Consider the following 14,190-nt stretch of genomic DNA (forward strand, 5'->3'; position numbering starts at 1 on the left):
TTGTAATAATTGAAACTTTACTGAGTTATAGTTAAAGGTGAAAAATCAGCGGGAAAGTAGGAAGCTTTAATAAAAGAAAATGAAATATTAAGTGTAAATTCAGCTAATCTTAAGTTTAACGCGATACTCTGAACTATATTTATTCAAAGGCATATTGCATTGAAAGTTTTAATTATCGAAGACTCTACATCACTAAGGCGAAGCTTAAAAGTTGGGCTATCAAACTTAGGTTTTACCGTTGATGACACAGGAGATGGCTCCGAAGGTTTGAGTATGGTATTAGCTGGTGACTATTCTTTACTGATATTAGACTTAATGCTGCCTTCAGTAGACGGTACGTCGATATTAAAGGCTATTCGAAAAGCGGCTATAGATATCCGTGTTTTAATTTTATCCGCGAAAGATCTTACAGAAGATAAAGTTGAGGGATTACTTAACGGTGCTGATGATTATCTCACCAAGCCCTTTTCTTTTGACGAACTACATGTCAGGTTGCTTTGCTTAATGCGCAGAGGTAGTTTAAATGTCAACGATAACACGATTAATATTGGTTCAATATCTTTAGATTTACATTTAAAATTACTCAAATGTGGTGAAACCGACGCTCAATTAACACCCAATGAATATAAAGTTGTTGAATGTTTATTTACCAACCAAGGAAAAGTCATTTCTCCTGAAAAACTTAGCGAATATCTTGCAGGGCAATATGATGCTATTGCGAAAAATTCTTTAGAAGCTCACCTTTCATCTGCCCGTAAAAAAGTTAAAGCGATAGGATATGAACTTCCCATTAAAACCAAACGAGGTTTTGGTTACTTTGTTGAGAGTCAATAGTGAATTCAATTCATAAAAAACTAAGTCGCTATTTATCAATTTCTATCTCGTTACTTTTAGTATCGATTTTATTAGCAACAGATATAAGTGTTGATACTTGGATCAGTGAACAGTTCGACCGTGCAATGGTTAACAAGGTAGGGTTACTAGAAACTTTAGTCGAAGAAGATGAGGAAGGGTTAGAATTTGATTTCGCTGGTGAATTTATGCCCGAATTTGAAGGAAAAGAAAATCCTGAATACTTCCAACTTTGGTATAAAGAAAAAGTGTTTGAACGTTCTGATACTTTAGAGTTATTTGAAATCAGAGACTTACCAAGGCTAAATGTAAAATTAGGAGAATCTACTTTTCAAAATGTCATACTGCCTGATGGAAGGGCTGGCAGAATGCTTTATACAAAGTTTTTGCCACAAATTGAATCTGAACATAGACAACAGTTAGGCCTAACCAGAGAAGAAATTACAAAAAACCAGCAACCGATGGAGTTTGCTTACGCACTAAGTACTGAAGAACTAGACTACGTACTATGGTTTGTTGATGTTATTTTTATAATTACTTCTATATTAGCCGTATTTGCGGTTAGAAAAATTGTTACAGTTGTTGTTTCTAATAGTTTAGAGCCGATAAATGAATTTAACACCCAACTTAGTAAGATAAATTTAAATTCTGACAACCTAGAAGTCTCTGTAGAAACCTTACCGCAAGAACTCGTTCCTATTGCGAAAGGAGTTAATCAATTTATTAAAGAAAATCATAGCCTATATCTGCGGGAACAACGTATAACTTCTGATATTGCCCACGAATTAAAAACCCCAATAGCTGAGCTTTTAAGCTTGAGTGAAGTGGCCTTAAAGTTCCCTCATGAAAAACAAATTACTGATAATCTTGTTAATGATGTGTACGAAATATCTTCTCGATTAAAGCATATTGTAAATAGCATTATGTTATTACAAAAAAGTAGTAGTTCGCATGATTTACCAAAAAGTAAAGTGGACGTAATTGAACTACTCAATAAAATTATCAATCGAGAAAATTTAGAACGTAGAGAGGTGAAATTTCAACACGAAGCAGCGCCTGTTATTGTTGAAACGAATCGATTTGCTTTAGATACTGTGCTTTCGAATTTAATCAATAATGCATTTTTTTACAGTCCCAATGACACAGCGATTGAAGTATTAATATCAAAAGCTTCAGACGAAAAAGCAATCATAAAAATCTCAAATGTTAGCAACCAAGAATGCCAAGAAGCTGATTTAAAAATGTTTTTTGATCCCTTATGGCAAAAAGATGAATCTCGAACATCAACCGAGCGCTTTGGCTTAGGATTAGCAATCGTAAAGTCCTATTGTAAAAAATTAGGAGCAAGCGTTTCTGTAACGCTCGTTGAAAAGGCGATAACCTTTACTGTGTCGCTATGATGAAAAAGCTCCTTAACCCCATTCTGCTTTCACTTGCTTTATATCCAAATTTTCTACTACAAATAAAGCTTTTATACACAATTAATAACTAATAAATATAATTTCCTTTCTCTTTTAATATTCAATAAAAAAGTAAATAAACACTTCCCTATGTTAAATTTTATGCTCATTTTAACTGAGCTCTAAATTGAAAATAGAAAAGCACAGTCCTAAATTTTATTAAATTCAGTCTAAATCATGTCATTTATCAGTTTGAGCTAAGCAAATCTTAAGTTAAGAGAAATATCATAAAGCCTTAATCTGATGAGGTGGTTTTATGAAGAGAATTATTATTTGTAGTCAAAAGAATAAAATTGAACTCACTGCTAATAATATTTGTAACCTAACTTACCCTTTAACGATTTTCCTACCGAGTTGGAGCAACTTTTTTCACATCGAAGATACGAAAGAGATTCACTCTGATAGAAATACCGTGTGGAAATGGAGTTGCTGGAATATTCACTTAAAAATCAACAATCCATTTAAAGAAAATACCGCTACCCCAGATTTTTGGATGACTTCAGTTGGAATTGGTGCTCGGTATTATTCGACTCAAACCAGTGACGCATGTGTCATTCATGTCGAAATAATCAAACCATTAACATCTGACGGCAATGCTAATGGTGTTGAGTTTCGCATAACCACCAAGCATTCTTTCTAAGGCAAGCCAAGTGTTCAAAATCATCCATTATTTAAACCATATTAAGCTGACAACCAATCAATTAGTGATTTATACCTGCTCATACATCACTTTTGTTTTGAATTTCCCATTTTTAAGTAAAACAACGGCAGCAATTACGGCACTTGAATCTTACAACCTGTTTTTCTTATTCTCTGTGCCCATTTTTTTACTAACATTGTCTATTTTCATTCAATGCTTTTTATCCTTTCGGTGGCTGACAAAGCCGCTGCTCATCTTAATGGTTTTATTGTCGGCGGTTATTTTTTATAGCACAGTGACATACGGGATAGTTTTTGACTATGGCATGATCCAAAATACAGTTGAAACAGATACGGCTGAAGCGCTTTCCTATTTTAACTTTTCTGCTATCATATTTTTCCTATTTTTTGGAGTAACACCTTCATTATTTATTGCCAAAGTCCAACTAACTTACAATTCTTTTTTGGGAGAACTTTTCACACGGACAAAATTACTGAGTGGCAGCGTAGGTGTTATATTTCTTATTGCTATCGTATTTTACTCAAGTTATGCCTCAGTTGGCCGCAATAATCGCGATTTAGTGGGTTACCTAACACCATATGCTTTGATTGATTCAACAATTAAATATGTGCGAAAAAACTATTTATATCCACCGTTAAAATTTAAGCTAATAGACACTTCTCCCACCATTTCGCAAATTGGTAGTGCTAAAAGTATTACTGTATTAGTACTAGGTGAAACTGCACGCTCCCAAAATTTTTCTTTAAATGGATATGAAAAACCGACCAATAATCTAACTAAAGACTTAGGCGTAGTCTCATTTAGAGATGTTACTTCCTGTGGCACAGCAACAGCCGTATCAGTGCCTTGTATGTTTTCGAGGTTAAACAAAGATAACTACGATAAAAGAATCGCTATAGCACAACAAAACGCCATTGATTTAATCCATTTGGCAGGAGCTGAAGTGTATTGGATCAGCAATAATAATGGTAGTTGCAAAGGCGTATGCTCACGGGTAAAAACGGAGCAGATTTCGACTAATCCTAAATATTCATTATGTGATGGTGAGTATTGTTTCGATGAAGTGTTGGTTGACGAATTAAGAAAAAAACTTCATTCCGTTACCAGTAATAATACCTTAATTGTATTGCATATGATTGGCTCTCATGGCCCTACTTACTATCGGAGATACCCAGAAAATGAACGTGTATTTTCTCCAGACTGTCAACGCAGCGACATTCAAAACTGTACTCAAGACGAGCTTGTCAATACCTACAACAACACAATCGCTTATACCGATTTAGTATTGTCTGAAGTCATCAACGAGCTTAAAACGTTGAGTAATAAAAGTAACACCAAAACGTCAATGATTTATATCTCAGATCATGGTGAGTCATTAGGTGAAAGTGGTGTTTATTTGCACGGATTACCTTACGCCTTTGCACCACAAGAACAGATAAAAGTACCGCTTATTTACTGGGGAGATAAAATACATCACGAAGCAAAATTAGCCTGTTTGAATAGCATCAAAGAACAACCTATATCCCATGATAATATATTCGATATTTTATTAGGTGAAATGGCAATAAACTCAAAAGCCTATCAACCGATTAACAATCCATTTAAGCAATGTTCTATGGATATTGCTTCAGTAAAGACAACACCAGAAATAATCGCTCAAGGAGTAAATTAATCCATGTTTGATAATAAAAACAAACCTAAAGGTCTTAAAAGAGTCTATCTAGCAACATTAAACTCTACGAGAGCATTCAAGTGGTTACTTGATAATGAGGCCGCTTTTAGACAAGAACTAATGCTACTTGCCTGCTCTATTGCTTTAACTTGCTTATTCAATATTACGTTTAAAGAACAGTTAATACTGATAATTTCAATACTATTTATTATCTTTACCGAAGTTTTAAATACCGCAATAGAAGCAATTGTTGACCGAATTGGCCTAGAAATTCATCCTTTATCTGGTTTAGCTAAAGATTTGGGATCTGCCGCTGTATTGATTAGTATTTTAATTTGTAGTGGGGTTTGGGTTATAATTTTGCTATAAAATAAAAAAATATGATGAAATGTGGCAAAATTGATAGCGATCGAAACTTTTAAATTAGGTAAAGTAACGGAAAAATTGCAAATTGTGAGAAATAATCTTCTGATACTTTTTGCTTTTTTAATTTCTTTTAACTCTACTGCTCAAGACACGTTAAAATGCGCCACCACTCACTACCCCCCTTATACAATTTATGATGCTAAAAATAATACTTTTAGTGGATTAGATATGGATATTCTTAATAAGTTGTCTAAAAATTTAGAGGTTAATTTTTCTATAGATAACCTCCCTTGGTCAAGATTAAAAAACGAAATATCAAAAGGCAGATATGATTGCTACTTTTCTTTAGGCAAATTTAAAAATCGAGAGAAGTATTTAGAATTCACTTCTGAACCTATGCACATAACCAAGATAGCTATTTTCTACACTAAAGGTATTCCGTTTGAAGAGACTAATTTTAATGGTAAAGAAATAGGTGTTCACCGCGGCATTAATCTTCACAAAGAAATAAAACTTCCACACAACTTAGCGCAGGCAAATATACGTAAACTTCATTCGAATGAGGCATTATTTGAAATGCTCCGCCTAAACAGACTGGAAGCTGTGATTACAAGTTATGAAGTTGGAAAATATTTGCTCAAGGTAAGTTCAATTGAAAATAGTTTTACTGCTTTAGTGATAGATAGCTACGAACTCCCTGTATTTTTAGCTTTTCGTAAAAATAAAGTTGATATTAGTAAATTTAATACGGCATTAAAAAAAATACATTAAGCGCTTTTTTAAACAAAAATTAAGTCTGTTTTAAGTAATTCTTAAGTTTCACTTAATACAGTAAACATCGTTTTTATTACTCAAATGAATTGCGATGTTTACTTCTATCTACAGTTTTATTAGACCATTATTCCTATTTTCTATTTCTATCATGGCGTTCCTAACCTTGATGCGCTCTGGATTCGCTATTTGGCAATTTGATAGATTCAATGATTTCAGCAGTATTTGGAACCTCTTCACAAGTGGCCTTCGTATAGACTTAAGTAGCGTTGGTTACTTATGTGCGATCCCTGCACTTTTACATCCTTGGATGTCAAAAACTAGGTTTCAAGACTATTGGTCATTTGCTTTGCGAGTTTGGTTTTTGATCTGCTTAATGGTTATTCTGTTTTTTGAATTAGCGACACCCGCATTTATCAATGAATATGGCTTTAGACCTAACAGGTTATTTATTGAATATTTGGCTTACCCTGATGAAGTAACAAAAATGCTAGTCAATGGCCATTTAGTGACTTTAGTTGTCGTGTTCACTTTATTGTTACTACCTGTAAAAAAACTATGGCAGTTTTCTCATCATCTTGTATCAAGCAATGAAAACACAGCAGATACGAAAGTAACAAACAGAATTGCCGCTTCTATCATCCTCGTTTTAGTCATTTTTATCGCTGCGCGAGGCACTGTAGGTCATCGCCCAATCAACCCTGCCTTAGTGTATTTTTCGACAGATCCACTAATAAACTCACTGACATTAAACTCAACTTATAGCGTTGCCTATGCCCTTAATCAGTTTGGTGATGAAAAAAATGCCGCAAAGCTATACGGTAAGTTGGATGAAAGCCAAGTGATTAAGCTGGTACGTCAAGAAACAGGGCTACCTTTCAATAGTTTTAATAGTAGTAAATTTCCATCACTTGCAAAGCGCTTACCGAGTTATAAAGGAAAACCTAAAAACTTAGTCATCATTCTTGAAGAAAGTTTGGGCGCTCAATATGTATCTTCTCTAGGTGGCCTTCCTCTTACTCCTGAGATAGATAAATTAAATCAGGAAGGTTGGGCTTTCAAACGCTTATATGCAACTGGCACACGTTCTGTTAGAGGCATAGAGGCTGTAATCACTGGTTTTACGCCAACACCATCTAGAGCCGTTGTAAAACTAGATAAATCGCAAAAAGATTTTTTTACTATTGCTTCATTACTCACTCAAAATGGCTACCAAAGTCAATTCATCTATGGAGGTGAAAGTCATTTTGACAATATGAAAAGTTTCTTTCTAGGAAATGGCTTTACCGATATCGTTGATTTTGATGATATTGACAATCCGCAATTTGTTGCCTCTTGGGGAGCAAGCGATGGTGATTTGTTTAATCAAGCTGATATTGAATTAACTAAACTCCATAACGAAGAAAAGCCTTACTTTAGCTTTATTTTTACTTCAAGCAACCATGACCCCTTTGAAATACCTAATGGTATTGTTTCACCAATTCAATACAGTGATGAACAATTACAACAATATGATGATAAAGAACTCCTTCGCCATAAAGCCATACAATACGCAGATTATGCGTTAGGACAATTTATTGCAAAAGCAAAGACACAGCCATATTGGCAGGATACGGTATTTCTTGTTGTAGCAGATCACGATGCAAGAGCAATGGGAAATGGGTTGGTTCCGATAAATAATTTTCATATACCCGGAGTGATCCTAAATTCAGGTAAAGCACCAATTTCTGATGAACGAGTTGTTAGCCAAATTGACCTAGCCCCAACCCTTCTATCGTTAATGGGCATTGATAACGATTCTCCCATGTTAGGACAAGATCTGACAAATTCAGATGCATCAAACAGAGCAATGATGCAATATGCAGAAAACTTCGCTTATATGACGAAAGATGAAGTAACGATACTCCAACCCAGTAAAGCACCCTTAAATTTTAAATATGACTATGAACAAAACAAACTATTCCCACAACAGGTCAACCCTAAACATTCAGATGTCGCATTAGCGCATGTGTTATGGGGAAGCTTAGCTTATAAAAATTACTGGTATTCGTTATCGACAAAACAGATTAATTAATTTTTTTGCCGTGGGTGACAAAACCAAAGCCTTTATTGCCAACAGCAGAAATCATTACGGCTTCAAATAAAGGTTCATTTGAGTTTGGCTTGATACTCCAATCAAACACAAAATTAGCACCTGTGCCACCTTCGGTATCTGAAAGTTCAATAACAATTTCAACTGTTTCCATCGGCTGTACATAAATACTATTTTTAATAAAAGACTTAACCAACTTACCCTGGGTATTAAAGTATTCGATCTTATTGATATAAATCGCATCTTTTTTGTTGATGTTACGGATACTTACTGTAGAAGAGAGTTCTTTAAAATCATTTTCGGAATGTAAATAAACCGCAGAGTACACAGACAAATAAGAACTTCCTGAAAGCAATGGAAGCGCTTCGTTAACATCAACAACGCGTTCTTTCCAATCTAGTACTTTCGATTCAGCCGGTAATTTTTCTTGCCCACAAGCGGCTGTAAGTAACAAGATAATAAGTAAAGTAAAAGCTAATAGGGTGATATTTTTCATAATATGAGCGGCCTAAAGGTTTTGGTTATTATAATTAAGAAAGAGAATTAACGGCAAGTTAGATTAAGTCATTAACATCAGGCTTACATTGCTTGGTAATTGATCAAAAAGCACTAGGGCGTGATTAATATTTAAACCATACTGAACGGCTCAAGTGAAAAATAGTTGAATATGATACAATAGCAATTTTCCGACTCCCCTATTCTATAAAATAACAAGCAATATAAGGAAGATTAGATGATTGATATTGTAGCTACTTTTATCATATTTTTTGCCGTTATTGATCCCATAGGAACGATTCCGGTTTTTATCGCTGTAACTGATCAATTTACACCAAAAACCAAGCGACGGATCGCTTTACTAGCAACGCTGTTATCAGCATTTATCTTAATATTTTTCGTTGTCGTTGGAGAGCTAATTTTAAATGCATTAAAAATACCTTTACCTGCCTTTCAAATATCCGGAGGTATCGTACTGTTTATTTTTGCATTAACCATGATCTTTGGCGAAAGCAAACCAGATGAGGAAATTAAAAAGTTTCAAAAAGACCATCGAGACACTGCGATTTTCCCGCTTGCTGTGCCTTCTATTGCTAGCCCGGGTGCAATGTTAGCAGCGGTTTTACTGACAGAAAATTCAGTGTTTACGCTTTGGCAACAAACACAAACAGTATTAGTGATGCTGTCGGTTTTAGTGCTTGTTTATATTCTAATGTTACTGGCCGGCTGGATAAATAAAGTGATTGGCAGTAGTGGCGCAAGTGTCGTGAGCAGAATAATGGGAGTCATTTTATCTTCGGTTGCTGTCAAAAACATTCTTGAAGGGTTAGGTGAGTATTATCATATGATTGCTTAACCCCGAGAAACTTAACAATTCATTAGACAAAAAATTACATTGTTCATATAAAATATGGAGCTAAATTTAGCTCCATATTTTATCAAGTACACGCCATCCCCCTTATTCTATTGAAAGCCAAAAGTCTTATAAATTTTCTTCCGCGAATGAGGCTAATCGGCTTCGAACTACCCCATTAAGGTTTACCGTAGTACTGCCAGGAAAATCTTTAAAACGTTCAACAATATAAGTTAACCCTGATGTTAATGCCGTTAAATAATTACTATCTATTTGCGCTAAGTTACCTGAGCACACCAATTTAGTGCCTTCGCCACAACGAGTAATAATAGTTTTTAATTGTGAAGCGGTTAAATTTTGACATTCATCAAGCAAGACAATGGCATTTTGAATACTCCGGCCACGCATAAAGTTAACTGACTTAAACTGAATATTCGCCTTCTCCATAATATAATTTAAGCTACCATCCATATTTTCATCTTGTTTATGCAACACCTCTAATGAATCAGTAATAGCAGCAAGCCATGGCGCCATTTTTTCTTCTTCTGTGCCAGGTAAAAAACCGATAGATTCTGCTATTTCTGGCGTGCTACGCGTCACTATCACTTTATCGTATAAACCGCGTTCTACCACCAATTCAAGCGCAGAAGCTAATGCCAGCAAGGTTTTACCGCAGCCGGCTGGCCCTGTTAATATGACTAAATCGATACTCGGATCAAGTAAGGCATCCATTGCCATTCCTTGATAGACATTTTTCGGATGAATGCCCCACGCCTGCTTCGACATTAAGCGTTCACGACTAATATCGGTTATGGCTAAATTCTCTTCATCCCAACCGGTTACTTTTCCGGCAAAATGCTCTCCTTCATCCAGTAAATATTCATTCATATATACACTAGGCAGAAGATCTTTTTTAATGTAATGCGTGGTATTGCGTCCTTCAGTTTCACTTTCACAATCATTAACGTGCTCCCAAAAATCTCCTGAAAACTTATGGTAGCCTTTGGTTAAAAATTGAATATCGTCAATAAGCTGATCTGTTCGATAATCTTCAACAAAGTTAAGCCCTGCACCTTTTGCTTTTAATCGCATATTAATGTCTTTAGTGACTAATACGACTTTGCGATCTTTGTTAAGGTTTTGAATGTGAATTGCAGTATTGATGATGCGATTATCATTTTCATTAAATGATAATTTTCCAGCCGTTTGCTCTAGCGTATAATCATTAAAAATTGCTAAACGTCCGGTAATATTGTCATCGTTATGATTAGGTAATAAAACTCCCGCCATCACCTCTTCTGGAGTGGCATCAGCTAGCGCATCTTCTAACGCTCGAATGGCAACTCTAGCATCTCGACTTACGTCTTTATGACGATCTTTAATCGAATCTAATTCCTCTAATACCGTCATAGGTACAACGACATCATGTTCTTGAAAAGATAAAAAAGCGAAGGGTTCGTGCAGTAAAATATTGGTGTCTAAAATGTATGTGATTTTTTCTTCAGTCATAAAAAAGTTCCATAATTATTGATAAACAATGGGTCAACCAATATGTCACTTTCTATACCTGTGGCTATGCACCAAAAGCATAACAATGTAGCTGACAAAATGATCGACAATCATTTTTGTAGCAATAACCTCCTTGAGCAAATCAGCGAGCGAAGTCACCTTCACTTTGACAGTTTATTTATAGTCTTGCAAGTGACTTCTACGCTAGATAAATGAATTTTTATCAAGCATAAAATTTAAATTTTTCCATAAAAAAACCAGTTATTTTTCAATAACTGGTTTGATAGACATTGTTAACTCAATTAAGCGTTACGATGTAACTTCCTCACCGGTTGGCTCAAGTAGTTGCTTTTTCTTTTTTCGTGAAAGGACACGTTTTAAATCTTCGATAATGACATACAAGGTTGGAATTAATATTAATGTCACTACAGTAGCAAATAGTACACCGAAGGATAACGATATCGCCATCGGGATAACGATTTGCGCTTGCGCACTGGTTTCAAAGAAAATAATTGGTGCTAAGCCCATAAAGGTCGTTAACGACGTTAACATAATCGCTCTAAAGCGCTTAGTTCCTGCAAACATAACGGCATCTTTTAATGGCACGCCTGACTTTCTAGAATTATTGACATAATCAACCATCACTAACGAGTCGTTCACCACAACACCTGAAGCAGCTAATATTCCCATCACAGACAAGGCACTTAAGTCCATTCCTAGCATAAAGTGTCCCATGACCGCACCGATAACGCCAAATGGGATCACCACCATAATCATCACAGCTTGTGAATATGATTTTAATGGTATCGCTAATAGTGAGAAAATCACAAGGAGCGAAATAACAAAATCACGCACCTGAGAGCTTGCACTTTCCATTTCTTCTTGAATTCGCCCCGAAACCTCACTTTGCACTTGTGGGAATTGACGTAATAGCTGTGGAATAAAGTTATCACGAATATCTTTTGCCACTTCAAATGGTTCAACCTGATCAGCGTCAACGCTCGCCCAAACATTTATCGTGCGATTACCATTTTCACGACGGATACGGGTTACACCATCAGTTAAGCTAATATCAGCTAACTCTGATAAAGGTAATTCGGCTCCATTAGGTGCTTGAATCATGACATCATCGACATGACCAACCGAGCTACGTTGTTCTAATGGGTAACGAACCATTACTTTTACTTCTTCGGTATCACGCAAAATACGTTGTGCTTCTAAGCCATAAAAACTATAGCTCACTTGAGAGGCAACATTAGAAAGTGTTAGCCCTAAACTATAAGCTAAAGGCTTAAGCTCAAGCTGTACTTCTTTAGCACTAGTTTGACGGCTATCATTAACATCTCCAACTCCTTTCAGTGTATTCAGTTTTTCTTTTAACACTTTTGCAGCGGCCAAAAGCTGAGCATCACTTTGAGATTCTAACCTAAAGGCGATATCACCATCATCACGTCCACCGCCAAACAAGTTGTCATCAATAGATAACGACTTCATTCCAGGGTAATTAGGAATTGCCGCACGCCACAATTCAGCTAATTCAAAGGTATTCATAGGTCTAAGTTTAGGAATAACTAGTTTTACCATTACCCGACCGCTAGTACGGCTACGAAGATCGACTTGCATATCAGAGATCATGCTTGTGCCATATTCTTCTTCAATATCTTTATCTATTTTATAGATAATTTTTTCAATATCTAACAGGGTTTTAAGTGTCGCTTTTTCTGAAGCATCAACATTCATTTCTACGCTAATACGTGGAAAATCATGAGGAATTTTAGGTTGACCAATAAAACGAACAAAACCACCTGCAAACAAACCTGCACTTATTAACATTAAACTGATAAAAAACATAAAGACGGCATAACGATACTCAATACATAATGCTAAAGCCGGACGATATTTAGTTTCAATAAACGCTTTTAGTTTTGTATCAATCCACGCGCGTAAACGATCTAAAGGATTTTTAGGATTAAATTCTTTAATTTTCATTTTAACCAGGTGAGCAGGCAGAATAAGTTTCGACTCGATTAATGAGAAAATTAAACACAAGACAACGACAGCACCAATCGCTTTCCCAAAAGCTGATGAAGGTCCTTCACCAAAGAGGAAAGGCACAAATACCGCGATGGTTGTTAAAACACCAAACGTTGCTGGCATGGCGACGCGCTTAACCCCGCGAATGACACTTTCGGTACTATGACCACTTGCTTCTATTTCATCATGGGCACTTTCACCCATCACGATGGCATCATCAACGACAATACCTAATACTAAAATAAAGGCGAATAAACTAATCACATTAATAGTAACGTCGATAAACTCCAACGGCATTAATAACAATGTCCCTAAGAAACATACCGGTAAGCCCATCATTACCCAAAAAGCTAAACGCACTCGCAAAAACAACGCTAACATGATGAAAACTAAAACCGCACCACTTTCCATGTTCTCAAGCATCATGTTTAAGCGACCTTCAAGGTAATAGGTCATGTCTACCCATGTTTCTAATTCTACGCCTGCCGGTAACGCATCCGACTTCGTTTCAACATACTTATTAACGACTTTAGCTACATCAGTAATACTTTGATTATCGGCGGCACCAATAAAGAAAGTTACAGAATTTTTGCCATTAAATTTAGAGTATTGTAAACCTTCTTGAAAACCATCAATAATGGTTGCGATTTCACCTAATAGCACTTTAGAACCGTCTTCTAAAGTAATAACCGGAATTTGTTCAAATTCATGACCACGATAGGCTTGGTTTTCAACACGCAAGTTTATATAGCCATTTTCCGCACGAATTTGTCCCGCTGACATATTGCGAGAATAATTACGCACAGACATTGCAACATCGTTAAAACTTAATCCGTATTCACGTAATTTGTCTTTGCTCACTTCAACAGAAATTTCATAGCCTAAACCACTGTAAAATTCAGAAATATTTATCAGTGGTAATTGTTGTATCTCGTTATGGATTTTTCGTCCAAGCTCTTTGAGCTCTCCGTTTGTTAAATCACCATATAAGCTGATGTACATCACTTCTTGACGAAACTTTTCACGCTCAACTTTGATACGCTCCATACCGTCAGGAAAGCTTGAAATAGAATCAATCGCGGATTTAACTTCTTCTAAGACAATTTGCGGATCATAATCGAGTTCAACCTCAAACCAACCATTTGAATAGTTACGGTTTGAATAGGTAATAACACGTTTTAAACCTTGAACCGTTTCTAACGCTTCTTCAATTTTTATCGTGATCCCTTCTTCAACTTCTTGTGGAGCTGCTCCTGGATAAGGTGCAGAATAAGAAATCCAATTTATTTTTACCTGAGGAAACATTTGTTTATTGATGGTTTGAATGGTCAATAACCCACCAATTAAGATAAATATCATTAATAGATTGGCCGCAACACTATTGCGTGCAAACCAAGCAATTAAGCCTTTATGCGTATCATCCAT

General features: G+C 35.8%; 11 protein-coding genes. 8 read left to right on the forward strand and 3 right to left on the reverse strand.

What is annotated here, in order from left to right; translation table 11 throughout:
• Window positions 1-159: 159 nt before the first annotated feature.
• The 7 genes from Q4493_RS02840 (at window position 160) to Q4493_RS02870 (ending at window position 7,856) form a co-directional block, all read left to right on the forward strand.
• Window positions 160-834 carry a response regulator transcription factor gene (locus Q4493_RS02840; RefSeq protein WP_303449257.1) on the forward strand — a complete coding sequence of 225 codons (675 nt, stop codon included), beginning with the start codon at window positions 160-162 and terminating at the stop codon, window positions 832-834.
• The gene (locus Q4493_RS02845; protein ID WP_303449258.1) at window positions 834-2,252 is read left to right on the forward strand and encodes a HAMP domain-containing sensor histidine kinase; all 1,419 of its coding nucleotides are present in this window, start codon (window positions 834-836) and stop codon (window positions 2,250-2,252) included. The genes Q4493_RS02840 and Q4493_RS02845 overlap by 1 nt, the downstream gene beginning before the upstream one ends.
• A 316-nt stretch (window positions 2,253-2,568) precedes the next feature.
• Window positions 2,569-2,952, forward strand: a complete 384-nt coding sequence (locus tag Q4493_RS02850; RefSeq protein ID WP_303449259.1) for a hypothetical protein — start codon at window positions 2,569-2,571, stop codon at window positions 2,950-2,952.
• Window positions 2,953-2,962: 10 nt separating this feature from the next.
• Window positions 2,963-4,645 (forward strand): phosphoethanolamine transferase, encoded by a 1,683-nt coding sequence (locus Q4493_RS02855; protein ID WP_303449261.1) that lies wholly within the window; start codon window positions 2,963-2,965, stop codon window positions 4,643-4,645.
• A 3-nt stretch (window positions 4,646-4,648) separates the two neighbouring features.
• Window positions 4,649-5,014 (forward strand): diacylglycerol kinase, encoded by a 366-nt coding sequence (locus Q4493_RS02860; RefSeq protein WP_303449263.1) that lies wholly within the window; start codon window positions 4,649-4,651, stop codon window positions 5,012-5,014.
• 21 nt (window positions 5,015-5,035) lie between these two features.
• Window positions 5,036-5,782, forward strand: a complete 747-nt coding sequence (locus Q4493_RS02865; protein WP_303449264.1) for an ABC transporter substrate-binding protein — start codon at window positions 5,036-5,038, stop codon at window positions 5,780-5,782.
• 94 nt (window positions 5,783-5,876) lie between these two features.
• Complete coding sequence (locus Q4493_RS02870) at window positions 5,877-7,856, forward strand: LTA synthase family protein (protein WP_303449266.1); 1,980 nt, start codon at window positions 5,877-5,879, stop codon at window positions 7,854-7,856.
• Here Q4493_RS02870 and Q4493_RS02875 read toward each other — a convergent pair.
• The gene (locus Q4493_RS02875) at window positions 7,849-8,370 is read right to left on the reverse strand and encodes a DUF3124 domain-containing protein (RefSeq protein WP_303449267.1); all 522 of its coding nucleotides are present in this window, start codon (window positions 8,368-8,370) and stop codon (window positions 7,849-7,851) included. The genes Q4493_RS02870 and Q4493_RS02875 overlap by 8 nt on opposite strands.
• A 237-nt stretch (window positions 8,371-8,607) precedes the next feature.
• Here Q4493_RS02875 and Q4493_RS02880 point away from each other — a divergent pair, with 237 nt between their 5' ends.
• A complete protein-coding gene (locus Q4493_RS02880; RefSeq protein ID WP_303449269.1) occupies window positions 8,608-9,225 on the forward strand; it encodes a MarC family protein in 618 nt (205 codons plus the stop codon).
• A 126-nt stretch (window positions 9,226-9,351) separates the two neighbouring features.
• Here Q4493_RS02880 and Q4493_RS02885 read toward each other — a convergent pair whose 3' ends face one another.
• Together Q4493_RS02885 and Q4493_RS02890 are read right to left on the reverse strand one after the other, a co-directional pair.
• Window positions 9,352-10,731: a PhoH family protein gene (locus tag Q4493_RS02885; RefSeq protein ID WP_303449270.1), complete on the reverse strand. Its 1,380-nt coding sequence runs from the start codon at window positions 10,729-10,731 to the stop codon at window positions 9,352-9,354.
• A 309-nt stretch (window positions 10,732-11,040) separates the two neighbouring features.
• On the reverse strand, window positions 11,041-14,190 hold the full coding sequence (locus Q4493_RS02890) for an efflux RND transporter permease subunit (RefSeq protein ID WP_303449272.1): 3,150 nt from the start codon (window positions 14,188-14,190) through the stop codon (window positions 11,041-11,043).

It is taken from the genome of Colwellia sp. 1_MG-2023 (assembly GCF_030546755.1).
Taxonomy (GTDB): Bacteria; Pseudomonadota; Gammaproteobacteria; order Enterobacterales; family Alteromonadaceae; genus Thalassotalea_H.

Bases quoted from the DNA above. Each gene is read 5' to 3' on its own strand.
- Q4493_RS02850 (WP_303449259.1), top strand. From the start codon at position 2,569: ATGAAGAGAATTATTATTTGTAGTCAAAAGAATAAAATTGAACTCACT.
- Q4493_RS02860 (WP_303449263.1), top strand. From the start codon at position 4,649: ATGTTTGATAATAAAAACAAACCTAAAGGTCTTAAAAGAGTCTATCTA.
- Q4493_RS02870 (WP_303449266.1), top strand. From the start codon at position 5,877: ATGTTTACTTCTATCTACAGTTTTATTAGACCATTATTCCTATTTTCT.
- Q4493_RS02875 (WP_303449267.1), bottom strand. From the start codon at position 8,370: ATGAAAAATATCACCCTATTAGCTTTTACTTTACTTATTATCTTGTTA.
- Q4493_RS02880 (WP_303449269.1), top strand. From the start codon at position 8,608: ATGATTGATATTGTAGCTACTTTTATCATATTTTTTGCCGTTATTGAT.
- Q4493_RS02885 (WP_303449270.1), bottom strand. From the start codon at position 10,731: ATGACTGAAGAAAAAATCACATACATTTTAGACACCAATATTTTACTG.
- Q4493_RS02890 (WP_303449272.1), bottom strand. From the start codon at position 14,190: ATGGATGATACGCATAAAGGCTTAATTGCTTGGTTTGCACGCAATAGT.